The sequence below is a fragment of the Kitasatospora sp. NEAU-CNBT7 genome, from assembly GCF_057220535.1.
In genome coordinates this window covers 156,011-177,676 of the sequence record NZ_JBXQQB010000017.1, presented here as the reverse complement: position 1 = coordinate 177,676, position 21,666 = coordinate 156,011, and the positions used below count along the sequence as shown (strand labels likewise).

Below are 21,666 nucleotides of genomic sequence, written 5' to 3'. Positions count from 1 at the left end.
ACGTGACGCGCAGGGAACCGGCCGCTCCCCCGGTGGTGCGGGGTGCCGGGGCGGCGGTCTCGGGTGCGCTGGCGGCGGTCGGCGTGCTGCACGTGGTGTGGATGCGCTCGCCGTGGCCGCTGGAGAGCCGGGCGGCGTTCGCGGACGCGGTGGTGGGGGTGGCCGAGGAGCAGGCGCCGACACCGGCGATGTGTGCGGGGGTGGCGGGTCTGCTCGGTGCGGCGTCCTGGCTGCTGGGGCGGCAGGCCGGGGTGGTGCCGGGGCCGGGTGCGGGCGGACTGCCGCGGGCGGGCAGCGCGACCGTCGCGGGGGTGCTGCTGGTGCGCGGCGTGGCCGGGCCGGTGCTGTTCGGCCGTGGCCGGATCCGGCGGTCGGCGCGTTTCGTCCGGCTGGACCGCCGGTACTACGCGCCGCTGTGCGTGGCGCTGGGGGCCGGGGCGGCATTGGTGGCGGCCCGGGGGCGGGGCGGCGGCGCGTAGAGTGGCGGGGTTCGCTGCCACAAACTGTTGAGGGGTGTCGCCGTGCTGGTCCTGCTGCCGCCGTCGGAGGGGAAGGCCGCTTCGGTGGCCGGGGCGCCGGTCGAGCTCGGTGCGCTGTCGCTGCCCGGGCTGACCGGGGCGCGGACGGCCGTGCTGGCGGCGCTCGTGGAGCTGTGCGCCGGTGACGAGGAGCGGGCCCGCGAGGTGCTGGGCCTGAGCGTGGGGCTGCGCGGTGAGGTGGCCCGCAACGCCGGGCTGCCGGCGGCCGGCACGCTGCCGGCCGGTGAGGTGTACACCGGGGTGCTCTTCGACAACCTGGGGCTGGCCAAGCTGGACGAGGCGGCGTACGCGCGGGCCGAGCGGTCGCTGCTGGTGTTCTCGGGGCTGTGGGGTGCGGTGCGGATCGGTGACCGGATCCCGCCGTACCGCTGTGCGATGGGGGTGAAGCTGCCGCCGCTGGGGGCGCTCGGAGCGTACTGGCGGGGCGCGCTGGCCGATGCGCTGCCCGAGGTCGCGGACGGGCTGGTGCTGGACCTGCGCAGCTCGGCGTACGCGGCGGCGTGGAAGCCGGCCGGTGAGGTGGCCGCCCGGACCGCGACCGTGCGGGTGCTGCACGAGCGCGAGGTGGACGGCGAGCTGAAGCGCTCGGTGGTGAGCCACTTCAACAAGGCGACCAAGGGCCGGCTGGTGCGCGACCTGCTGACGGCCGGGCTGGAGCCCGGCTCGCCGGGCGAACTGGTGGACGCACTGGCGCAGCTGGGCCACCGGGTGGAGGTGTCCGCGCAGGGCACCGCGCGCCGGCCGTGGCAGCTGGACGTCGTGGTGGCGGAGATCCACTGACGGCGGGACACCGGCGGGTGGGGGCCTGGCCGGCCCCCACCGGTCAGCGCAGGTGGGCGGTGTCGTTGAGCAGCCGCACCGAGGCGTTGCCGTCGGAGTAGTACTGGACGGCGCACAGCGAGGCGGCCGACAGTTCCATCCGGTACACCGAGTCGGGCGGGGCGCCGAGCGCCAGCCGGACCAGGGTCTTGATCGGGCTGACGTGCGAGACCACCAGCACGGTCTTCCCGGGGTAGCGGGCGAGGATCTTGTCGCGGGCGACGCCCGTGCGGTGGGTGAGGTTGGTGAAGCTCTCCGTGCTGCCGGTGGGCCTCGCCTTGGCGGAGCCGAGCCAGGCGTCGAGGTCCGCCGGGTACCGCTGCTGGACCTCGGCGAAGGTCAGGCCCTCCCAGGCACCGAAGTCGAGCTCGCGCAGCCCGTCCTCGATCCGGACCTCGAGGCCGAGCCGGTCCGCGACGGCCTGGGCGGTCTGCCGGGTGCGCTGCATCGGCGAGCAGACCACGGCCTGCACGGTGCCCCGGGCGGCCAGCGCCTCGGCGGCCCGCTCGGCCTGCCAGCGGCCCTTCTCGGAGAGCGCCGGGTCGCTGCCGCCGCTGCCGGAGAACCGCTTCTCCGGGGTGAGCGGCGTCTCGCCGTGCCGCAGCAGCACGAAGGTGGTGGGCGTGCCGAGGTCGGCGGGAGCGGCCCAGCCGGCCCTGGGTGCGGCGGGCTCGGCGAGCGGTTCCCCGGCCACCGGGGCCGCCGCGTCGACCGCGGGCGCGGCGGAGGGTCGGGTCGTGGGCTCCCACGGGCGGCCGGCCTGGCCCGCGTCCATCGCCTCGTTGGCCAGCCGGTCGGCGTCCTTGTTCTGCTCGCGCGGGATCCAGCGGTAGCTGACCTGGGCGCGCGGCAGGACGGTGCGCGCCTCGGCGGCGAGCGGCTGCATGTCCGGGTGCTTGATCTTCCAGCGTCCGGACATCTGCTCGACCACCAGCTTGGAGTCCATCCGGACGTCCACGGCGGCCTCCGGGTCGATCGCACGGGCGGCCTCGAGGCCGGCGATCAGGCCGCGGTACTCGGCGACGTTGTTGGTGGCCCGCCCGATGAACTCGGCTGCCTCGGCGATGATCAGGCCGGTGTCGCCGTCGCGGACCACCGCGCCGTAGCCGGCCGGTCCCGGGTTGCCCCGGGAACCGCCGTCGGCCTCCACGACCAGTCTGCGGGGGGCCACCGGGTCAGGCGCCCGAGTCCGCGGTGCGGACCAGGATCCGTCCGCAGTTGTCGCAACGCAGCACCGCGTCGGCCGGCTCGGCCTTGATCGCGTTCAGGTCGGAGACCGCGAACTCGACCCGGCAGCCCTCGCAGCGGCGCTGGTGCAGGCGGGCCGCGCCGACGCCGCCCTGCTGCTCCCGCAGCCGGGTGTAGAGCTTCAGCAGGTCGGCGGGCACGGCGGCGGCGACCACCTCGCGGTCCCGCTGGACCTTGGCCACCTCGGCGTCGATCTCGGCGAAGGCGGCGTCGCGGCGAGCCTCGGCCTCCTTGAGCACCACCGTGGCGTGCTCCAGACGGGCGGTCAGCTCGGTGACCCGGGTCTCGGCGGACTCCAGGCGCTCCATGACCTCCAGGACCACGTCCTCCAGGTCGCCCTGGCGCTTGGCCAGCGAGGCGGTCTCGTGCTGGAGGTTCTCCAGGTCCCGGGGGGAGGTGACGGCGCCGGAGTCCATCCGCTGCTGGTTGCGGGCGGCCCGGGCACGGACCTGCTCGACGTCGCCCTCGGCCTTGGCCTGCTCGCGGGAGGTGTCGCCGAGCTGGGCCTGGGCGGCGACGACCAGGTCCTTCAGCGCGGTGTGGTCGGCCCCGGCCTTGTCGATCTCGGCGTGCTCGGGCAGGCTGCGACGCCGGTGGGCCAGCTGGTCGAGGCGGGAGTCGATGGCCTGCAGGTCGAGCAGGCGGATCTGGTCGGCGGGCGCGGCGTTCAAGCGGGGAGCTCCTGGTGTCAGTCGGGCGGCTGCGGTTCGGTCAGCCGGCGACGCGGTCGGGTGGTGACGGCGGGCGGGCCGCGTCGTGGGGTGTCAGGGGGTGAACGGCATCGGCGCGTGCGCCGTCCACGGGTCGGTGACCAGGTCCGAGACCCGGGCCTCCAGCAGCCAGCCGTTGCGGTTGGCGACGGTGAGCAGTTCGCTGGCGGCGAGGCCCAGCCAGGGCCACTCGGTGGCCCAGTGCGCGGCGTCCAGCAGGGCGATCGGGGCGGCCTCGGTGGCCTCCGAGACGGGGTGGTGGCGCAGGTCCGCGGTGAGGTAGGCGTCCACCCCGGCGGCCCGGGCCTCGGCCAGGAAGCTGTCGCCGGAACCCCCGCAGACCGCGACCCGGCCGATCATCCGCTCCGGGTCGCCCGCCACCCGCACGCCGGCGGCGGTGGCCGGCAGGCCGGCGGCGACCTGGGCCGCGAACGCGGAGAGCGGCAGCGGCGGCTCCAGCAGGCCGATCCGGCCGGAGCCGCGGCGGCCCTCGGGGTCGGTCGGGTCCGCCACCAGCGGGCCGGTGACCCGCAGGCCGACGGCGTCGGCGAGGGCGTCGGAGACCCCGGGGGCGGCGTGGTCGGCGTTGGTGTGCGCCACGTGCAGGGCGATCCCGGCCCGGATCAGGGTGTGCACCACCCGGCCCTTGAAGGTGGTCGCGGCAACACTGGTGGTGCCGCGCAGGTAGAGCGGGTGGTGGGTGACGATCAGGTCGGCGCCCCACTCCACGGCCTCGTCCACGACGGCCTGCACCGGGTCGACCGCGAACAGCACGCGCTCCACCTCGGCCTCGGGGTCGCCGCAGACCAGGCCGACGGCGTCCCAGGACTCCGCCCAGCGCGGCGGGTAGACCTCTTCGAGCACGGTGATCACGTCGGACAGTTTCGGCACCTGTCGAGACTACCGCGAAGCGCAGGCGGCCCAGTCCCGGCAACCCGTACAGCTGCTCGTCAACCCGCGCGCCGGGGCGCATCGGCGCCTCCCCCGCCGGCCGGACCGGGTGCCGGGCGGTCGCGGCGGTCCACAGCGCGGGGGTCGCAGGTAATCGAAAACGAATCGAGATCACCCTTACGAGTGAAGTGACCCGAGGGGCGTTGAGTGGCTCCCGTTTCCGAAAGTAACTTCGGTGCTGCAAACGGGAGCCGCCCCGGCCAGGGGGGTCGGAAAAGGGGCGCTCCGCCGAACTCCGCACCGCGCCGTTCACGGCGGCCCGGTGCCGGACCGGAACCGGCGGGGCGGGAGGCGGCACCCGTGAATCCACCAGGACCGACCGGCAGACGAAGGGGTGTGAAGCGGATGGGGAAGGGCACACCGCTGCGTCCGGCCGGGGAGGCAGGGCCGGTCCACGACGGGCCGGCCGGCCGCGACGGCACGCTGGTGGAGCTGGTACGGGCGGCCGCGGCCGGCACCGGGGCAGGGGAGGACCACGACGGCGGCCGGCTGACCGCCGTCGAGGGCCCGCGGTGCACGGTCCGGCCGCCCGGCCGGGACCTCCCCGCGCGGGGGTGGGGGCCGCACCTCGGCCCGGCCGACGTGCCCGACGCGGTCGCCGTGGCCACCGCCGTCGATCCCCGCGCCTTCGAATTCGCCGCCGACCGGGAGAAACGCCACGAGCCGAATTCCCGCGACGGCGGCCGCGGTCCGGCCGGGGAATTCACCACGCCCCGTCCCGCCGACGATCCGCAATTCCGCCGGCCCGCCGAGGAACTCCACCGCGCCACCCGCGGCCTGCCCGAACCGGCGGCGCTCCCCGGTTCGGCGCTCCCGGACCGGCCGTACGCGCCCGGCGGCCGGGGGCACCCCCGGTTCGGCGCCGCCGGCCGCGCCGAACCAGCCGCCGGCCGCGGCGAACCGGGGAGCGCCAGCGCGTACCGGTCGATACCTGCCGGACCCGGCGGGGCCGCCGCCGAGGACGTCCGCACGGCGGGCCCGCGCAGACCCCCGTGGGCGGTCGACCCCGTCGAGGGGAGGGGGTCGACCGGGCGGCGGGGTTCGGCCCGCCCCGCCGTGGCCGGCCGGCGCCCGGGCGGGGTCCTGCTGGGCGGCCGGTACGCCCTCACCTCGGCGGTGCGCAACGGCGCCGCCGGCGGCGTCTTCCTCGGCCGGGACACCGTCACCGACACCGATGTGGTGGTCAGACAGGCCCGCGCCCGGATCGGGGCGGGCCGCTCCGGCACCGACGCCCGGGCCGCGCTGAGACACGAGGCCCGGCTGCTCGGCCGGCTCGACGGCCTGGAGCTCGCCCCCCGCCCGCTGGAGCTGATCGAGCAGGACGACGCGCTCTTCCTGGTACAGGAACGCGTCCCCGGCCACCCGCTCGGCAGCTGGGTCGCCGCCCGGCTCCGCCGGGACGCCACCGCCGGCCTGCCCTGGGCCGAGGCCGGCCCGATGGCCCTGGCCCTCACCGGCCTGCTCGAACGCGTGCACGCCGAGCGGCTGGTCCTGCGCGACCTCTCCCCCGGCCACGTCATGGTCCGGCCCGACGGCGCGCTGCGCCTGGTCGGCCTGGAGCTCGCCACCGGGACCGGCACGGTCGCCGGCTCCGCCGGCACCCCGGGGTACCGCGCGCCCGAGCACCACTGCCTGCGGCGGATCGTCCGCACCGAACCCACCGCCGACCTGTACGCCCTCGGCGGCCTGCTCTTCCTGCTCGCCACCGGCCACGACCCGCTGCTGGCGGAGGACCTCCCGCGGGCCCGGCCGGTCGAGGAGCGGCTCACCCGCTGGCTCGCCCTCGCCGCCCGGGAGGGCGGCACCGCCCGGCGGCTAGCCCCCGTCGTCCTCGCCCTGCGCGAGCGCGCGCCCGAGCGGCGCCTGCCGCTGGCCGGGGTCCGCGCCGCACTCGCCGCCGGCGCACAGCCGACCGCCACACCGATGCCGGCCACCGCACCACCGCAGGCCACCCCGCCGCCGCCTGCCACCACCCCGCCGCAGGCCACCGCACTCACCCGACCCGCCCGACCCACCCCAGCCACCGCACCCACCCCACCCGAACGACCGGAAGCCGACCGGAGGTGACCCCCGGTGAGCGAGACCCCCACCCGGACCGGTGCCGCCCACGCCCTGCGCCGCCTGAGCTTCACCTTCGCGGCCGACGGCTCGCACGCCGCCTGCCTGGCCGCCGGCCCCGACGGCGGCTGGTACCCGGAGAGCTGGCGGCTGCCCGACCACGGCCCCGCCGAGCCGACCGCCCTCCCGCTGCCGGGCAACCGCTCCGAGCACCTGCGCACCCAGCTGGTCTCGCTGCCGGACGGCCGGGTCCTGGCCTGCCGGCACGACGGCGACCGGCACGCCCTGGTCCTGCTGTCGGCGGTGCCCGGCGGCCCGTACGCCGAGGAGCGGGAGCTCGCCGCGCTGCGGCTGCCCGGACTGCGGGTGCTGCCGCTGCCCGGCGCCGGGCCCGGGCGGCCGGTCGCGGTCGCGCTGGGCTCCGACACCCGCCCGGTCACCACCGTCTGGCTGGTCCACGCGGACGGCACCGCCCCCGCCCAGATCGCCGAACTCCCCGGCCTGCACGGCGGCGGTGTCTGGCTCGACCGGACCGGCCGGCTGCTCGCCCTGGACCGGGTCACGGGCACCACCGTGAAGTCCGTCGTGCTCGACCTCGAACTCGGCCTGACCACCCCGCTGCTGGAGATCGGCGAGGACAGCAACGACCGGCTGGTGCTGTTCGACCCGGACACCCGCTTCGGCATGGTGCGCAGCGACGCGCCCGGCGCCGACCGGCTCGGCTGGGGGGTGATCGGCGGCACCGATCCGCTGCGCTTCCCCGACGGCCTGCACCTGCCGGGGGTGTTCCTGCACCCGGTCGCGCTGGCACCCGGCAGCGCCGACGAGCCGGCCGCGCCGCGGGTCGCCGTGCAGCTGGACCGCGGCGCCGGGTCCGCGCTGGCGCTCTGGCGGCCCGGCGGCGGCCTGGAGCCGGTCCCGGTGCCGCCCGGGCGGCTCGGCGCGGTCGGTGACTGGTCGTCGGCGGGGCTGCGGATGCCGTACTCGGCGCCGGACCGGCCGGCCGCGCTGGCCACCATGGACGTGGACGCGCTGCTCGGCCGGCGGCCCGGGAGCGTACCGGGCGCGGTGGCCCTGCCGCTGCAGCTGGCCCCGCTGGCCGGTGGCGGGCCGGGCGGGCCGCCACCGGCGCAGCCGTGGCAGGCCGCGGTCCGGCATCCGAGCGGGGTGCCGGCCGGCTGGCGGCTGGACGCCTCCGCGGTCCCCGGTGACGGCGGGCCGTGGCAGCCCGCCCGGAGCCTGGAACTGGCCGGCCCGGCGGGGCCGGTCGAGGCCGTGGTGTACGGCGGGGACGGCTGGCTGGGCGCACCGCACCTGGTGATCGCGCTGCACGGCGGACCGGCGGACGCCTGGCGGCTGGAGTTCGACCCCGCGCTGCAGCGGATGGCCGCCGAGGGCCTGGCCGTGCTGGCGCCCAACCAGCGCGGCTCCACCGGGTACGGCGACGAGCACGCGACGGCGATCCGGGGTGCGTGGGGCGGGCCCGACCTGGACGACGTGCTGCACCTGGTCGACGCGGTGGCGGGGCAGCGCGCGGCGCTCGGGCTGGAGCCGCCCGCCCTGTTCGGCGTCAGCTACGGCGCGTTCCTGGCCCTGCTGGCCGCGGCGTGGGCGCCGGCCGGCCAGGTGGCGCGCTGCGCGGTGGTCGCGCCGTTCCTGTCCGGTCCGCGGCTGCTGGCCGAGGGGACGGCGCCGGTCCGGGCGCTGACCAGCCGGCTCGGCGGGGACGTCCCGCTGGACGACGCCCGCGGGCCGCGCGACGTGCTGCGGCTGGCCGACCGGCTGACCGCACCGCTGCTGGTCCTGCACGGCGACCAGGACGAGGTGGTGCCGGTGGGCCAGTCCCGTGCGCTGCGGCACGAACTGCTGCGGCTCGGCCGCACGGAGGGCACCGACTTCCGGTACGTGGAGGCCGCCGGCGCCGGGCACGAGCTGCTGGTCGAGGAGGGGGCGGCGGTGCTGCACGAGGTGCTGGCCGGCTTCCTGCGGACCGGCCGGCCCGGGTAGGCCCGGGCCCGGCACGGGAGCCCCGGGTACGGCCGCGCCCCACCCCGCACCGGCCGGCCACCGGCTCGGCGGCGCCGCGCCCGGCCGGGGTGCCCGCCGGGGCGCGGATGCCCGGAAGCCGGGCGCCGCACGGAGGGTCTCGGTGGGCCGCGTCCGACCCGGCCGTTATGGTGATCCGGTCCGGGCGTGCCACCACCGCCCATCCGACGCTGCCGAACGCAGCACCCGTTATCCGCACGGAGAAGACGAGCTCATGTCCGAAACCCTGACCGACACCACCGAGCACGACCTCGGCGCGGCCCGCGCCGAGGAGGCCGCCGACGGCGGCGCGCACGGCCGCCACCGCGGCACGACCGCCCCCGACGACAGCCCCGAGAGCGACCCGCACGGCCGCCACCGCCGCTGAACGCTCCGCGGCCCGGGAACGGCGGGGACGGCATCCGTCCCCGCCCCCGGGCGGCTCCCGGGACGCTCCCGGACCGTTCCCCGGCCGGCGTCAGTCGAGGGTCAGCACCGTGCGCAGTGCCTCGCCGCTGCGCATCTGGGCGATGGCCTCGTTGACCGCCGCCAGCGGCAGCCGGTGGGTGACCATGCCCGCCAGGTCCAGCCGCCCGGCCCGCCAGAGGTCCACCGCGCGGGCCATCGTCCGGCGCACCTCGCCGCCGCCGTACATCGACGGCAGGATCCGCTTCTCGTTGAAGAACAGTTCGGCCATGCTGAACGGCACCTGGTCGTCCTTGGCGCCGGCGCCGATCACCACCACCGCGCCACCGCGCCGGGTGGCGTCGTACGCGGCCCGGACGGTGGCGGACCGGCCGACCGCCTCGAAGACGTAGTCGTAGCCGCCGCCGTCCTGGCCCTTGGCGGCCGCCTTGAGCTCCTCGGGGGCGACGGTGTCGGTGGCGCCGAAGGCCAGCGCCCGCTCGCGCCGGGAGGCCACCGGGTCGACCACGGTGATCCTGGCGGCCCCGCAGACCCGGGCGCCCTGCACGGCCGCGATGCCGACCCCGCCGGCGCCGATCACCGCCACCGAGGAGCCGGGCTCGACCCGGGCGGTGTTCACGGCGGCGCCGAGGCCGGTGGTGACCCCGCAGCCGATCAGCGCGGCCAGTTCGTAGGGCAGGTCGGCGGGCACGGCGAGCACGCTGTCGGCGGCGACCACCACCTCCTCGGCGAAGGTGCCGGTGCTGTAGAAGCCGTAGGCGTCGGTGCCGGCGAAGCGGAAGGTGGGCGTCGACAGCCGGCGCAGGCTCGCCACGCACAGGTGGCTGCGGCCGCCGCGGCACTGCGCGCAGGCGCCGCACGGCGGCATCCAGCACAGCACCACCCGGTCGCCCGCCGAGACCCCGGTGACGCCCTCGCCGACCTCGACCACCTCGCCCGCGCCTTCGTGGCCGGGGACGAACGGCGCCGGCTGCGGCATGATCCCGGCCATCGCCGACAGGTCCGAGTGGCACAGGCTGGTCGCCCGCAGCCGCACCCGCACCTTTCCGGGGCCGAAGCCCACCGCCTCGACGTCCTCGCGGACCTCCAGCTCGTCCTGGCCGGTCTTGTGCAGGATCGCTGCGCGCATGGGCTGCTCCCGGGTTCGCGTCGGTGGGGCCGGTCGTCGGCGCTACGAGAATAGGTTCTGGAACACGTTCCAGGAACAGGGGTCCGACCGCCCTGGCCGGATATTCGACCGACCGACCCCGCCGCGTTCTGGCATGATCACCCGCCATGCCGACCCCCGCACCCGCCGGTGCCGCCGACGCCTCCGTCCCCCGTCCGGCCGGCCACCCCGCCGCCTGCCCCGACTGCCACGCACCACTCGACACCGACCCCGGGTTCCCCGTCTGGTGCCCCGCCTGCGAGTGGAACCTGGTCGTCCCGCCGCGCGCCGAGGGCGCCCCCACCCCGCGCGAGCAGCGGCGCCGGGACCGCGAGCGGCGGCGCACCGAGCGCCGCGAGCAGGCCGTCCGGGCCCGCACCGAGCAGGTGTACGCCGGGGTGGCGGACGACGCCCCGGCCCACCGGGACCTGTCGGGGCCGTTCGCGTCCGTCCTGGCGGGGCTGGTCCACCTGGTGACCCTGCTGGTGCTGGCGGGATCGGTGACGCTGCTGGTGATGGGTCCCTGGCCGCTGCGGGTGCTCGGCGCGATCGGCCTGCCGGTGGCCTACGTCATGCGGCCGCGCTTCGGCCGGCTGGCCCCGGGGGTGACACCGCTGCGCCGCGAGGAGGCCCCCGCGCTGTACGCCCTGGCCGACCGGGTGGCCGCCGCCGTCGGCAGCCGCCCGGTCGACACGATCGTGGTGAGCGGCGACTTCAACGCGAGCTACGCCCGGTACGGGGTGCGCAACCGCAGCCTGCTGGTCCTCGGACTCCCGCTGTGGGCGGCCCTCACCCCGCAGCAGCGGATCGCCCTGCTCGGCCACGAGTTCGGCCACGACGTCAACGGCGACTCGCGCCGCGGCCGCTGGCTCGGCTCGGCCCTTTGGGCGCTGGAGGAGTGGCACCGGATGACCCTGCCGGACCGGTCCCGCTCCGAAGGGGTCGACCTGGTGTTCTTCCTGGCGGGCACCGTGCAGCGGCTGCTGATGGGCGGCCTCAACGCCCTCGTGACCGGCCTGTACCGCGCGCTGGAGCGGCTCACCGTCCGGTCCGGCCAGGCCGCCGAGTACCGGGCCGACGCGCTGGCCGCGGAGACCGGCGGGACCGCCGCCGTCCGCGGCGTGCTGGAGGTCCTGCTCCTCCACGCCACCGCCGAGTCGGTCGTGCTGCGCCGGCGCAACCTGGCCCGGCCCGTCCGCCGGACCAGCGACGCCACCGCGGACGGGCCGGACCTGTGGACCGAGCTGGCGGACCGGATCGCGGCGGTCCCGCCGTCCGAGCGCGAGCGGCGGCTGCGGCTGTCCGCGCGCGAGCTCGGTGCCGTGGACGCCACGCACCCGCCCACCCACCTGCGGCTGCGGCTGCTGACCACCCGTCCGCCGGTCACCGGACCGTCGGTGACGGCCGATCCGGCGCAGCAGGCCGCCGTCGAGGCGGAGCTGGCCCCGCACCGGGCGCGGATCGCCGAGGAGCTGCGACAGCAGGACTGAGCCGCCGTCAGGCCGCCGGGCCGGCCAGCAGCTCGCAGTCCTGGAAGTTCATGCACCCGCAGGCCAGGCAGGCGGCGACGGCGTCGCGCAGCTGCTGGGTCTGGCGGATGAACAGGTCCAGCTCCGGGAGCTTGCGTTCGGCCAGGTCCCGCCACTGCCGGGTGGCGGGACGGTCGGGCTCGCCCGCCAGCAGGCCGCGGATCTCGGCCAGGGTGAACCCCGCCCGCTGCGCCATCCTGATCAGCGCCAGGCGCCGCAGCACGGTGGCCGGCCAGACCCGCCGCCCGCCCTCCCGGCGGGCGTCCGGGAGCAGCCCGAGGCTCTCGTAGTACCGCAGTGCGGAGGGCCGCAGGCCGCTCCGCCGGGCCAGTTCACCGATGCCCAGCTGTCGCACGGCGCCTCCTCGCTCCGCCCGGCGGCGCCCCGCCGGTTGACTTCAAGCGCGCTTGAACCGCTTGCCTGGCCGCATGATCTCAGCCCTGCTCCCGCGGCTGCTGCCGCGGGGATACCGTCCTGTGCTCGCCGACCGCCGGTTCGCCCGGCTGCTGACCGCGCTCGCCGTCTCCGACCTGGGGGACGGCATGAGCACGGTCGCGGTGGCCTGGCTCGCCGTCCGACTCGCGCCGCCCGGGTCGGCGGGCCCGCTGGTGGGGGCGGCGCTGATCGCGTACGTGCTGCCGGGGGCCGTCGGCGGGGTGCTGCTGGGGCGCCTGATGCGCCCGCTGGCGCCGGACCGGCTGATCCGGGCGGACGCCGCGCTGCGGGCGGTGCTGCTCGGCTGCGTACCGCTCGCCCAGGTGCTCGGCCTGCTGCGCCCTGCGGTCATGGTCGCGCTGCTGGCCGGCTCGTCGGTGCTGCACGCGTGGGGCAGCGGGGCGCGGTACGCGATGGTCGCCCGGCTGCTGCCGCCGGAGCACCGGCTGGCGGCCAACGCGCTGCTGTCCACCAGCACCTGGGTGTCGACCATCGCCGGGCCGGTCCTGGCCGGTCTGCTGACCGGGTGGGCCGGACCGGCCTGGATCATCGGCCTGGACGCGGCCACCTTCGGGCTGCTGGCCGTCCGGGCCGGCCGCCCCGGACCCGCGGCCCCGCAGGCCCCGGAAACCCCGGAGACCGCGCAGGCCGCCGCCGGCGGGACGGGCGCGGGTCTGCGGGTGCTGCGGGCCCGGCCGGAACTGCTCGGGCTGATCGGGGTGACCTGGCTGTTCAACCTCTGCTGGGGGCCGGTGGAGGTCGCCCTGCCGCTGTTCGTCGCCCAGGACCTGCGGGCCGGGTCCGATCTGCTCGGCCTGTACTGGGCGGTGTTCGGGGTCGGCGCGGTGGCGGGTTCGCTGACCGCCGGGGCGCTGCGCCGGCTGCCGCTGTGGCCGGTGGTGCTGGGCGTGCTGGCCGGGCACGGCGCCGCCATGCTGGCGTTCGGCCCGAAGGCCCCGGCCGCCGCCTCGCTGCTCGGCTTCGCCCTCGGCGGGGTGGTGTACGGCCCGTACAGCGCGCTGGTCGCCAACCTCTTCCAGGAGCGCACCCCGGCCCGCTGGCTGACCACCGTGCTGGCGCTGCGCGGGACGGTGCTGCTGACCGCGGCGCCGGCCGGGGCGGCGCTCGGCGGGGCGCTGGCCCCGGTGCTGGGGCCCCGGCAGATCCTGGTCGGCACCGGGCTCGCGATGATCGCGGTGGCCGGGGCCGCCGCCCTGCTGCGGGCGCTGACCCGGGCCGCCCCGGCGGCGGCGCCGCTGCCTACCATCGAGTAGGGTCCAGCCACCCACCGACAGCGCGAGCAGGGAGCACCACCATGACCGACCTCCTGGCGGCCACCGCCCACCCCGCGCCCGAGGTACTGGCGGCCTTCGAGGCGGCCACCGGATTCATGCCGGCCGACGAGGGCCTCGCCCTGTACGCGGCGGCGGTGGCCGCGGCGGGCCGCACCGGGCTGCCGCTGCTGGAGATCGGCACCTACTGCGGGCGCTCGGCGATCCTGCTGGCGGACGCCGCCCGGCGGTGCGGCACGGTCGCCCTGACCGTGGACCACCACCGGGGCTCGGAGGAGCAGCAGCCCGGCTGGGAGTACCACGACCCGACGCTGGTCGACCCCCAGGTCGGCCTGATGGACACCCTGCCGGTCTTCCGCCGCACCCTGCACCGGGCCGGGCTGGAGGAGCACGTGATCGCCCTGGTGGGCCGCTCCCCGCAGGTGGCCGCGGTCTGGGGCGGTCCGCTCGCACTGGTCTTCATCGACGGCGGGCACACCGACGAGCACGCCACCGGCGACTACGAGGGCTGGGTGCCGCACCTGGCGCCCGAGGGCCTGCTGGTGGTCCACGACGTCTTCCCGGACCCCGCGGACGGTGGCCAGGCCCCCTACCGGGTCTACCTGCGGGCGCTCGCCGAGGGCTTCGAGGAGGTCTCGGTGACCGGCTCGCTGCGGGTACTGCGCCGAACCGGGGTCTGACCGCGGCGGACTGCGCCGGGTCCCTGCGCGAACGATCAGCGATGCTCTAACGTCGTCCGGGACGGCCGTCCCGCAGGGGTACCGCCGTGGCCCGGCGGCACGGCCGCCGGGTAGCGTGTCGGCGGCAGCCGGAGGCCGGGGGCCGGCCGGCGGCGCACCGGTGCCGCACGAGCCAGGGCCCCGCCACCGTGCCGGGTCCGACTGACAGGTGAGACAGGTCGTCGGGGGCGAGGGCAGGGGCATGACGGATCAGGAGAACACTCCGCCGGCGGTCTGGGATCCGACCGCGCGCGGCGGTGCGGGCGGCTGGGTGCGCCGCAGGACGGACCAGGGTGCCCCGGCACAGCCGCCGGCCCCGCCGGCGGCGCCGTCCGGTTTCCCGTCCGGTTTCGGGTCCGAGCCCGGTTACGGGTCCGAGGTCCGGCCGGGCTTCCCGCCGCCGCAGGCCCCCGCAGCGTTCCCCGTGCCCGGCGCCGATCCGTTCGGCGGCGAGCCGACCACCGTCCTGCCGCCGGTGACGGGGGCCGCGGACGCGCCGCCGCTGTTCCGCTCCCCGCCGCCGTCCGGGCCGCCGGCCGGCTTCCCCGAGCACGTCACGCCGCACCCGGCACCCCACGCGGCGCCGCACCCGGGCGGCTACCCGGCGCCGCCGGGGCCCCCGCACGGCGGCGCGTTCCCGGGGCCGGACGGGAGCGCCCGCCCGCCGTTCCCGGGCGGGTTCGGCGGGCCGCCGCAGCAGCCCGCGTACCCGCCGCCCGGCGACCGTCCGGGTGTCGACGAGGACGAGCCGCCGCGCAGCCGGACGCCGCTGTTCATCGCCCTCGGCGTGGCGCTGGTCGTGGTGATCGGCGTCGGGGTGACCTGGGCGGTCCGCAACAGCGGCACCGACTCCGGGGACCGGGCCGGGCAGGCGCCCGCCGCCACGGCCGGACAGCAGCCGCCGCCGCAGTCCGGGACCGCCGCGCCCGCGCCCGGTGCCTCCGCGCCGGCGGCCGCCTCGCCGTCCGCCTCGGCGGGCCCGGCCGGCGCCGGTCCGAACGCGGCCGCCCAGGCCACCGCCCTGGACGCGCTGCTCGCCCAGGCGGAGAGCGCCCGTTCGGGCATCGGCAGCGCGGTCGCCAAGGTGCGCAGCTGCCCGGCCAAACCGGACACCGACGCCGCCGTGGCGGTCTTCGACAGCGGCGCCCAGCAGCGCGACCAGCTGATCGCCGCCCTGGCCAAGCTGGACCTCGGCGACCTGCCCGGCGGCCCGGACCTCGCGAAGACCCTGAACGCCGCCTGGCAGCAGTCGGGCGACATCGACCGGGCCTACGCGGCCTGGGGCCGGGTGGTCTCGGCCCAGGGGTGCGTGAACGGCACCGCGCCGAGCACGGCAGACTACAAGCGGGCCGGCGACCTCAACCCGCAGGCCACCCAGTCGAAGAACGACTTCGCCGGAAAGTGGAAGCCGATCGCCGAGGCCTACGGCCTGACCCCTCGCACCGCGGACAGGATCTGAACCACTCGTGACCCGCCCCACCAGCTCCCCCACGCCCCCCGAGCACCCCGAGTACGCCGACGGGCCGGCCGGGCACCCCGCCCGCCGCCGGCGGCTGCGCCGCACGGTCCTGCTGGGCTGCGCGGCGGTACCGATCTGCCTGGGCGGCTGGCTCGGCTGGCAGGCCCTGGCCGACAGCGGGCCCGCCGCGTCCGCCGGCTCGGCCGACCGGGCGGGCGCGGCGGGTACGCCGGCGGACCAGGCGGGCGAGGGCCACCTGGACGGCACCACCGGTGCACCGGCCGAGCAGTCCGGCACGCCGGGCGCCGCGGCCTCCCCGGACGCGCCGTCGGCGGCCGCCCCGCCGGGCACCCCGGCCGCGGCGGGCGGCGCGACCCCGCTGGCCGGCCGGACGGTGCTGCTCGACCCGGGCCACAACACCGGTAACGCCAAGCACACCACCGAGATCAACCGCCAGGTGGACATCGGCAACGCGCGCAAGGAGTGCGACACCACCGGCACCTCGACCAACAACGGCTACAGCGAGGCCGAGTACACCCTGGACGTGGCCCGCCGGGCCCGGCAGATCCTCCAGGACCGCGGCGCCAAGGTGGTCTTCACCCAGGACGGCGACCGCCCGTGGGGACCGTGCATCGACGAGCGCGCCGGGATCGGCAACGCGGCCAAGGCCGACGTGGCGCTGTCGGTGCACGGCGACGGCGCGCCGGCCTCGGCCAGCGGATTCCACGTGATCATGCCGGGCAGGGTGACCGCCGGGAAGGCCGACACCTCGGCGATCGTCGAGCCCTCGCACCGGCTCGGCCTGCTGCTGCGGGACACCTTCAAGGCGGCCACCGGCGAGCCGTTCGCCGACTACATCGGGAAGCAGGGGCTGGACACCCGGACCGACCTCGGCGGCCTGAACCTGTCCACGGTGCCGAAGGTGTTCATCGAGTGCGGCAACATGCGCAACGCGGGCGACGCCGGCCGGATGACCGACCCGCAGTGGCGGCAGCGCGCGGCCCAGGGCATCGCGGACGCGCTGACCGCCTACCTGACCACCTCCTGAGCCGTTCCGCGCCGTCGCGGACCGGTCGCCGGCGGCCCCGGGGCGGTCCCCGGCGGGGTGTCCGGAGCCGACCGTTCTGCAACGAGTGCGGACCGTTCCGGGAGGGCGCTGTGCACGTCGCGGCTGCTTGGCCCTAGGCTTTTGCCCCGATCGGCCGGACCGGGCCCGCCCGGCTCCGCCGAGTACCACCCGCCGTCCACGACACACCAACGAGGGGAACGTTCGTGAATCTGCGCGCTCTCACCAGGGGAGACGCCGCCGTCGCAGGTGCGGCTGTCCTGCTCTTCGTCTTCTCCTTCCTCCCCTTCTACGAGGCCAACACCTCGGTGGGCGGACCCTGCCAGACGAACTGCTCGTACAACGTCTGGCACAGCGGCTTCCTGTCCATCCTGGCCACGGTCTTCCTGACCGGCGTCGCCGGTGCCGCCCTGATCCTGCTGGCCCGCTTCCAGGGCGAGGCGGCCGAGACCCGGCTGGTGGCCGGCCTCAAGCTCCGCCAGTGGGGCGTGGCGCTGTCCGTCTTCGCCGCCTGGGGCGGCCTGTGGGCGCTGTTCACCAACGGTGGCGGCTACCTCTCGGCGGCCGACACCACCCGCGGCCTGGACCCCTCGGACCTGGTCGACCACGCGTTCGGCGCCTGGCTGTCGGTGATCGTCGTGCTGGTGCTGGCCGCCGCCGCGGTCGCGGGTCCGCTGGTGCCCGCGCTGCAGGCGCCGCTGCTGACCGACAAGCCCGCCGCCGCCCCGCAGCAGCAGGGCTACGCGCCCTACACCCCGGGGCAGCCCGGCCAGGGCGGCCAGCCCGGCCAGTTCAACGCCCCCCAGGGCGGCCAGTACGGCTACCCGGGCACCCCGGCGGGCCAGGGCGACCCGGCGGCCCAGCAGGGCGGCTACGCTGCCGCCCCGCCGGCCGGCGGCTACGGCTACCCGGCCGCCACGGTGCCGCAGGACGCGGTCCAGGTCCCGGCGCCCGCCCCGGCGGCCCCGGCCGCGCCGTTCACCCCGTTCTGGTTCGCGGTGCCGGCGCTGCGCCAGCTGACCCCGCGTGACAACCCGGCCGGCCCGCCGGTCGGCGACCTCGTCCCGGGCACCTGGTACCTGGCCGTCGAGCAGCGCGGCAGCGCCCTGGTCGCCCAGCTCCAGGACGGCACCCACGGCCTGCTCAACGACACCACGGGCATCCAGCGCGGCTGACCCGCGCCGCGCGACGACGGCGGCCGCGGCTCAGCAGCAGTCGTTGACCACCAGCCCGCTGGGCAGCTGCTCGCCGCCGAAGACCGCGACCGTGGCGGGGTCGCCGCCGAGCGCGGCGACGGCCAGCAGCAGCGCGCCGGCGGTCCAGGTGGTGCGCTCCTCGGGCCAGATGGCGTCGTCCTCGAAGACGTAGCCGGTCCAGTACGAGCCGTCGGTGTGCCGCAGGTGCTGGATCCAGCGCAGGATCTCCACCGCCCGGTCGGACTGGCCGCAGGCCCACAGGGCGAGGGCCAGCTCCGCGCTCTCGCCGCCGGTCACCCAGGGGCGGTCGCTGACGCAGCGCACGCCGAGGCCGGGGACCACGAAGCGGTCCCAGTCGCGGGCTATCCGCTCGGCGGCGGCGGGGCCGCGCAGGGCGGTGCCGAGCACCGGGTAGTACCAGTCCATCGAGTAGCGGTCCTTGTCGAGGAACCGCTCCGGGTGGTGGGCGATCGCGTGCCGCAGCCGCCCGGCCGCCAACTCCCAGTCGGGCTTGGGCTCTTCGAGGTAGTCGGCGATGGCCAGACCGCAGCGCAGGGCGTGCAGGATGCTGGCGGAGCCGGTGAGCAGCGCCTCCTCGACGGGGGTGCCGTCCTCGTCGAGGCGCCAGGCGATCGGGCCGTCCGGCAGCCGCAGGCCGACCGTGAAGTCCAGGGCGCGGCGGACGGTCGGCCAGATCCACTCCAGGAAGGCGTCGTCGCCGGTGCTGAGGTGGTGGTGCCAGGCCCCGACCGCGATGTACGCGCAGAAGTTGGTCTCCTTGGACGCGTTGGTCACCTCGCCGTCGGTGTACGCGGCGTACCAGGAGCCGTCGGTGTTCTGCCGGCCGGCCAGCCAGCGGTAGGCGGCCTCGGCGGCGGCGTGCTCGCCGGCCGTGTCGAGGGCCATCGCGGCCTCGGTGTGGTCCCACGGGTCGAGGTGGCCGCCGCGGAACCACGGGATGGCGCCGTCGCCGTCCTGGTCCGCCAGGATGGAGCGGACGGTGGCGGCGGCCCGGTCCGCGTCCAGCACCCCGTCGAGCAGCAGCACCTCGGGGACGGCGGCGGTCACTTGCCCGCCAGGTGCGGCTTGGAGGCGTACACCACGAAGCTCTTGCCGATCACCGGGTTGAGGGCCTTCTCGGCGGCCCTGGTGAGGGTGCTGATCACCGGGGTGCCGACGATGTCCCAGACCAGCAGCTGGTGGTACGCCTTGACCGGGAGCGCCTTGTCGTTGTCGACGCCCATCGCGCACTTGATCCACCAGTACGGGGAGTGCAGCGCGTGCGCGTGGTGGCTGCCGTACGGGGTGAGGCCGGCCTCGCGGACCTTCTCCACCAGCTCGTCGCCCTTGTAGATCCGGATGTGGCCGCCCTCGACCTCGTGGTACTCGTCGGACAGCGCCCAGCAGATCTTCTCGGGCAGCCAGCGCGGCACGGTCACGGCCAGCAGGCCGCCGGGCTTGAGCACCCGGACCATCTCGGCGAGCACGCCCTTGTCGTCCGGGATGTGCTCCATCACCTCGGAGATGATCACCTTGTCGAAGGTGCCGTCCTCGAAGGGCAGGGCCAGCGCGTCGCCCTCCATCGCCACGGCGGAGGCACCGGCCGGGGCCTCGCCGGCCAGCTCCATGGCGGTGAACCACTTGCGGACCTCGGCGATCTCCTCGCTGTTCTGATCCAGCGCGACCACGTTCGCGCCGCGCCGGTAGGCCTCGAACGCGTGCCGGCCGCCGCCGCAGCCCAGATCGAGCACCCGGTCGCCCGGGGCGAGCGGAAAGCGGGAGAAATCGACGGTCAGCACTGCGGGGCTCCCATTCGTTGCTGCGGTACTGCTGAGGGTTGAGGGTCCGGCGGGCCGGGGGACGGTCAGACGTAGCGCCAGCCGGCGCCGGCCCTGGCCCGGCGCCCCGCACCGGTGGCGATGGCCGCCCGGTAGCGCTCGACGGTCAGTTCGGCGGCCCGCTCCCAGCTGAAGCCGGCCAGCACCCGGGCCCGGCCGGCCTCGCCGAGCGCGGCCCGCAGCGCGGGGTCGTCGAGCAGCCGGCCGAGGGCGGCGGCGAGCGCGCCGGCGTCGCCCGGCGGGACCGCCAGGCAGGTCTCGCCGTCCGGGCCGGCCACCTCGGGGATCGCGCCGCCGGTGGTCGCCACCAGCGGGGTGGCGGTGGCCATCGCCTCGGCGGCGGGCAGCGAGAAGCCCTCGTACAGCGACGGCACGCAGGCCACCTCGGCGGAGCGGTACAGGTCCACCAGTTCCTGGTCGGTCAGCCCGGTGCGGAACTCGATGTGCGCCTCCAGGCCGAACCGGCGGACCGCCTCGGCGACCGGGCCGTCCTCGGCCCGCCGCTTGCCGACCACCACGAGGTGGGCGTCGCGCTCGGTGCGCAGCTTGGCCAGCGCCTCGACCAGGTAGACCAGCCCCTTGAGCGGGACGTCCGCGCTGGAGGTGGTGACGATCCGTCCGGGCACCACCCCGACGGCCCCGGACGGGGACCACAGCCGGGTGTCCGCGCCGATCGGGACCACCGAGACGGCGCGCGGTGCGGCGCCGAGGTGCTCGGTGATCTCGGCCTTGGAGCTGGCGGAGACGGTGATGATGTGGTCGAGGCGGGCCGCGACCCGGCGCTGCATCCGGGTGAAGGCGTACCAGCGGCGCAGCGAGAGCCGGCGCAGCCGGGTGGCGGCGGCGTCCAGTTCGAGCTTGCGGTCCACGGTGACCGGGTGGTGCACGGTGGTGACCAGCGGGAAGCCGTGCCGGGCGAGGCCGAGTAGGCCGTAGCCGAGGGTCTGGTTGTCGTGCACGATGTCGTAGCGGCCCTTGTGCCGGGCCAGGTACTGCCGGGCCCGCAGCGAGAAGGTGAGCGGCTCGGGGAAGCCGCCGGTGCGCATCCCGGCCACCTCCAGCACGTCCACCGCGCCGCGGTACTCGGCCAGCGCGGGGGTGCGGAACGGGTCGTCGGACCGGTACAGGTCGAGGCTGGGCAGCTCCACCAGGCGGACGCTGCCCGGTCCCTCGACCTCGTCCAGGACGGGGTACGGCTGGGCGCCGATCACGTCGACGTGGTGGCCGAGGCGGGCGAGCTCGCGGGAGAGGTGGCGGACGTAGACGCCCTGGCCGCCGCAGAACGGGTCACCGCGGTAGGACAGCAGGGCGATCCGCAGCGGTCGCGGCAGCGCGGTCATCCTGGCCCCTTATCCCTACTCACCGCAGTGGGCACGGCCGGTAAAGTAGATCACGTTTCATGGTGGTGTGGAGCTCGCTGTTGGGCGGGTGAACAACGAGAGACCTCGAAGATACCGGCCCGTAGCTTCCCGTTCTGAGCCAGGGCAGGTGATTCACGCCACGCTGGGACCCGACATCGCGACCAGCCGTCCGGGGGCTTCCTTGACCACCACCACCGCGGCCCGCACCGCGCTGACCCCGCGCCAGGCCGAGCGGCGCCGCGGCATCCTGCGGGCCGCCACCGCGCTGGCCGCCCGGGGCGGCTACGAGGCGGTCCAGATGCGCGAGGTCGCCGAGGGCGCGCAGGTGGCGCTGGGCACCCTGTACCGGTACTTCCCCTCCAAGGTGCACCTGCTGGTCGCGGTGGCCCGGGAGCAGCTGGAGCAACTGCACGGGCAGGTCCGGCGCCGGCCGCCGGCCGGCGAGGATCCGGCCGGCCGGGTCGCCGAGGCGCTGACCACCGCGTTCCAGGCGCTGCAGCGCGAACCGCGGCTGGCCGAGGCGATGGTGCGGGCCCTGTCGTTCGCGGACCGCTCGGTCAGCCACGAGGTGGACGAGGTGTCGCGGCTGACGTCGGCGATCGTGCTGGCGGCCGCGGCCCTGCCCGGCCCGCCGGGCGCGGAGCAGCAGGCGGCGCTGCGGGTGATCGGCCACACCTGGCACGCGACCTTGATCGGCTGGCTGTCGGGCCGCTCCTCGCTGGCCGAGGTCCGGGCCGACCTGCACACCGCGGCCCGCCTCCTGACTCCTCGCTGAGGGGTTCGTCCGGTCCGCGGCGGTGCGCCGCCCCCGCGCACACCGGGGGACACCCCCGCGCCGCGGGCTGGTG

General features: G+C 76.8%; 20 protein-coding genes. 12 read left to right on the top strand and 8 right to left on the bottom strand.

Annotated features, from left to right (window positions below; translation table 11 throughout):
* Positions 1 to 2 precede the first annotated feature (2 nt).
* Both AC2TEW_RS22675 and yaaA read left to right on the top strand, forming a co-directional pair.
* Positions 3 to 479 (top strand): DUF3995 domain-containing protein, encoded by a 477-nt coding sequence (locus AC2TEW_RS22675; protein ID WP_484625160.1) that lies wholly within the window; start codon positions 3 to 5, stop codon positions 477 to 479.
* Positions 480 to 521: 42 nt separating this feature from the next.
* Complete coding sequence (gene yaaA, locus AC2TEW_RS22670; RefSeq protein WP_484625159.1) at positions 522 to 1,319, top strand: peroxide stress protein YaaA; 798 nt, start codon at positions 522 to 524, stop codon at positions 1,317 to 1,319.
* 43 nt (positions 1,320 to 1,362) lie between these two features.
* On the opposite strand, the gene AC2TEW_RS22665 is transcribed toward yaaA, so the two are convergent.
* The 3 genes from AC2TEW_RS22665 to AC2TEW_RS22655 all read right to left on the bottom strand — a co-directional run bounded on the left by AC2TEW_RS22665 (position 1,363) and on the right by AC2TEW_RS22655 (position 4,207).
* On the bottom strand, positions 1,363 to 2,529 hold the full coding sequence (locus AC2TEW_RS22665; RefSeq protein ID WP_484625158.1) for a bifunctional RNase H/acid phosphatase: 1,167 nt from the start codon (positions 2,527 to 2,529) through the stop codon (positions 1,363 to 1,365).
* Between the two features lie 4 nt (positions 2,530 to 2,533).
* Positions 2,534 to 3,277: a zinc ribbon domain-containing protein gene (locus AC2TEW_RS22660; RefSeq protein WP_484625157.1), complete on the bottom strand. Its 744-nt coding sequence runs from the start codon at positions 3,275 to 3,277 to the stop codon at positions 2,534 to 2,536.
* Between the two features lie 93 nt (positions 3,278 to 3,370).
* Positions 3,371 to 4,207: a Nif3-like dinuclear metal center hexameric protein gene (locus tag AC2TEW_RS22655; RefSeq protein ID WP_484625156.1), complete on the bottom strand. Its 837-nt coding sequence runs from the start codon at positions 4,205 to 4,207 to the stop codon at positions 3,371 to 3,373.
* 405 nt (positions 4,208 to 4,612) lie between these two features.
* Here AC2TEW_RS22655 and AC2TEW_RS22650 point away from each other — a divergent pair, with 405 nt between their 5' ends.
* The 3 genes from AC2TEW_RS22650 (at position 4,613) to AC2TEW_RS22640 (ending at position 8,738) form a co-directional block, all read left to right on the top strand.
* A complete protein-coding gene (locus tag AC2TEW_RS22650) occupies positions 4,613 to 6,334 on the top strand; it encodes a class III lanthionine synthetase LanKC N-terminal domain-containing protein (protein ID WP_484625155.1) in 1,722 nt (573 codons plus the stop codon).
* 6 nt (positions 6,335 to 6,340) lie between these two features.
* Complete coding sequence (locus tag AC2TEW_RS22645) at positions 6,341 to 8,332, top strand: S9 family peptidase (protein WP_484625154.1); 1,992 nt, start codon at positions 6,341 to 6,343, stop codon at positions 8,330 to 8,332.
* Positions 8,333 to 8,585: 253 nt separating this feature from the next.
* Positions 8,586 to 8,738 (top strand): hypothetical protein, encoded by a 153-nt coding sequence (locus tag AC2TEW_RS22640; RefSeq protein ID WP_484625153.1) that lies wholly within the window; start codon positions 8,586 to 8,588, stop codon positions 8,736 to 8,738.
* 90 nt (positions 8,739 to 8,828) lie between these two features.
* On the opposite strand, the gene AC2TEW_RS22635 is transcribed toward AC2TEW_RS22640, so the two are convergent.
* Positions 8,829 to 9,905 carry an alcohol dehydrogenase catalytic domain-containing protein gene (locus tag AC2TEW_RS22635; RefSeq protein ID WP_484625152.1) on the bottom strand — a complete coding sequence of 359 codons (1,077 nt, stop codon included), beginning with the start codon at positions 9,903 to 9,905 and terminating at the stop codon, positions 8,829 to 8,831.
* 146 nt (positions 9,906 to 10,051) lie between these two features.
* On the opposite strand from AC2TEW_RS22635, the gene AC2TEW_RS22630 reads away from it, so the two are divergent.
* Complete coding sequence (locus tag AC2TEW_RS22630; RefSeq protein ID WP_484625151.1) at positions 10,052 to 11,413, top strand: M48 family metallopeptidase; 1,362 nt, start codon at positions 10,052 to 10,054, stop codon at positions 11,411 to 11,413.
* 7 nt (positions 11,414 to 11,420) lie between these two features.
* Here AC2TEW_RS22630 and AC2TEW_RS22625 read toward each other — a convergent pair whose 3' ends face one another.
* On the bottom strand, positions 11,421 to 11,807 hold the full coding sequence (locus tag AC2TEW_RS22625) for a MerR family transcriptional regulator (RefSeq protein WP_484625150.1): 387 nt from the start codon (positions 11,805 to 11,807) through the stop codon (positions 11,421 to 11,423).
* A 73-nt stretch (positions 11,808 to 11,880) separates the two neighbouring features.
* On the opposite strand from AC2TEW_RS22625, the gene AC2TEW_RS22620 reads away from it, so the two are divergent.
* The 5 genes from AC2TEW_RS22620 (at position 11,881) to AC2TEW_RS22600 (ending at position 17,598) form a co-directional block, all read left to right on the top strand.
* Positions 11,881 to 13,161 carry an MFS transporter gene (locus AC2TEW_RS22620; RefSeq protein ID WP_484625149.1) on the top strand — a complete coding sequence of 427 codons (1,281 nt, stop codon included), beginning with the start codon at positions 11,881 to 11,883 and terminating at the stop codon, positions 13,159 to 13,161.
* 41 nt (positions 13,162 to 13,202) lie between these two features.
* A complete protein-coding gene (locus AC2TEW_RS22615) occupies positions 13,203 to 13,859 on the top strand; it encodes a class I SAM-dependent methyltransferase (protein ID WP_484625148.1) in 657 nt (218 codons plus the stop codon).
* 241 nt (positions 13,860 to 14,100) lie between these two features.
* Positions 14,101 to 15,357, top strand: coding sequence for a hypothetical protein (locus AC2TEW_RS22610; protein ID WP_484625147.1), 1,257 nt, complete (start codon positions 14,101 to 14,103; stop codon positions 15,355 to 15,357).
* A gap of 7 nt (positions 15,358 to 15,364) precedes the next feature.
* Positions 15,365 to 16,405 carry an N-acetylmuramoyl-L-alanine amidase gene (locus tag AC2TEW_RS22605; protein WP_484625146.1) on the top strand — a complete coding sequence of 347 codons (1,041 nt, stop codon included), beginning with the start codon at positions 15,365 to 15,367 and terminating at the stop codon, positions 16,403 to 16,405.
* Between the two features lie 224 nt (positions 16,406 to 16,629).
* The gene (locus AC2TEW_RS22600; protein WP_484625145.1) at positions 16,630 to 17,598 is read left to right on the top strand and encodes a hypothetical protein; all 969 of its coding nucleotides are present in this window, start codon (positions 16,630 to 16,632) and stop codon (positions 17,596 to 17,598) included.
* Positions 17,599 to 17,628: 30 nt separating this feature from the next.
* Here the strand turns inward: AC2TEW_RS22600 and AC2TEW_RS22595 are convergent, their stop codons facing one another.
* The 3 genes from AC2TEW_RS22595 to AC2TEW_RS22585 form a co-directional block, all read right to left on the bottom strand.
* Complete coding sequence (locus AC2TEW_RS22595) at positions 17,629 to 18,687, bottom strand: prenyltransferase (protein ID WP_484625144.1); 1,059 nt, start codon at positions 18,685 to 18,687, stop codon at positions 17,629 to 17,631.
* The gene (locus tag AC2TEW_RS22590; RefSeq protein ID WP_484625143.1) at positions 18,684 to 19,418 is read right to left on the bottom strand and encodes a class I SAM-dependent methyltransferase; all 735 of its coding nucleotides are present in this window, start codon (positions 19,416 to 19,418) and stop codon (positions 18,684 to 18,686) included. Before AC2TEW_RS22590 ends, AC2TEW_RS22595 begins: the two co-directional genes overlap by 4 nt.
* Before the next feature lie 65 nt (positions 19,419 to 19,483).
* Positions 19,484 to 20,797, bottom strand: coding sequence for a glycosyltransferase family 4 protein (locus AC2TEW_RS22585; RefSeq protein WP_484625142.1), 1,314 nt, complete (start codon positions 20,795 to 20,797; stop codon positions 19,484 to 19,486).
* Between the two features lie 202 nt (positions 20,798 to 20,999).
* Between AC2TEW_RS22585 and AC2TEW_RS22580 the strand changes: the two genes are divergently transcribed.
* Positions 21,000 to 21,593: a TetR family transcriptional regulator gene (locus AC2TEW_RS22580; RefSeq protein ID WP_484625141.1), complete on the top strand. Its 594-nt coding sequence runs from the start codon at positions 21,000 to 21,002 to the stop codon at positions 21,591 to 21,593.
* Positions 21,594 to 21,666: the final 73 nt, after the last annotated feature.

Excerpts from the sequence above, each read along its gene's own strand:
- AC2TEW_RS22650 (WP_484625155.1), top strand. The coding sequence starts at position 4,613 with ATGGGGAAGGGCACACCGCTGCGTCCGGCCGGGGAGGCAGGGCCGGTC.
- AC2TEW_RS22640 (WP_484625153.1), top strand. The coding sequence starts at position 8,586 with ATGTCCGAAACCCTGACCGACACCACCGAGCACGACCTCGGCGCGGCC.
- AC2TEW_RS22635 (WP_484625152.1), bottom strand. The coding sequence starts at position 9,905 with ATGCGCGCAGCGATCCTGCACAAGACCGGCCAGGACGAGCTGGAGGTC.
- AC2TEW_RS22630 (WP_484625151.1), top strand. The coding sequence starts at position 10,052 with ATGCCGACCCCCGCACCCGCCGGTGCCGCCGACGCCTCCGTCCCCCGT.
- AC2TEW_RS22620 (WP_484625149.1), top strand. The coding sequence starts at position 11,881 with ATGATCTCAGCCCTGCTCCCGCGGCTGCTGCCGCGGGGATACCGTCCT.
- AC2TEW_RS22615 (WP_484625148.1), top strand. The coding sequence starts at position 13,203 with ATGACCGACCTCCTGGCGGCCACCGCCCACCCCGCGCCCGAGGTACTG.
- AC2TEW_RS22610 (WP_484625147.1), top strand. The coding sequence starts at position 14,101 with ATGACGGATCAGGAGAACACTCCGCCGGCGGTCTGGGATCCGACCGCG.
- AC2TEW_RS22585 (WP_484625142.1), bottom strand. The coding sequence starts at position 20,797 with ATGACCGCGCTGCCGCGACCGCTGCGGATCGCCCTGCTGTCCTACCGC.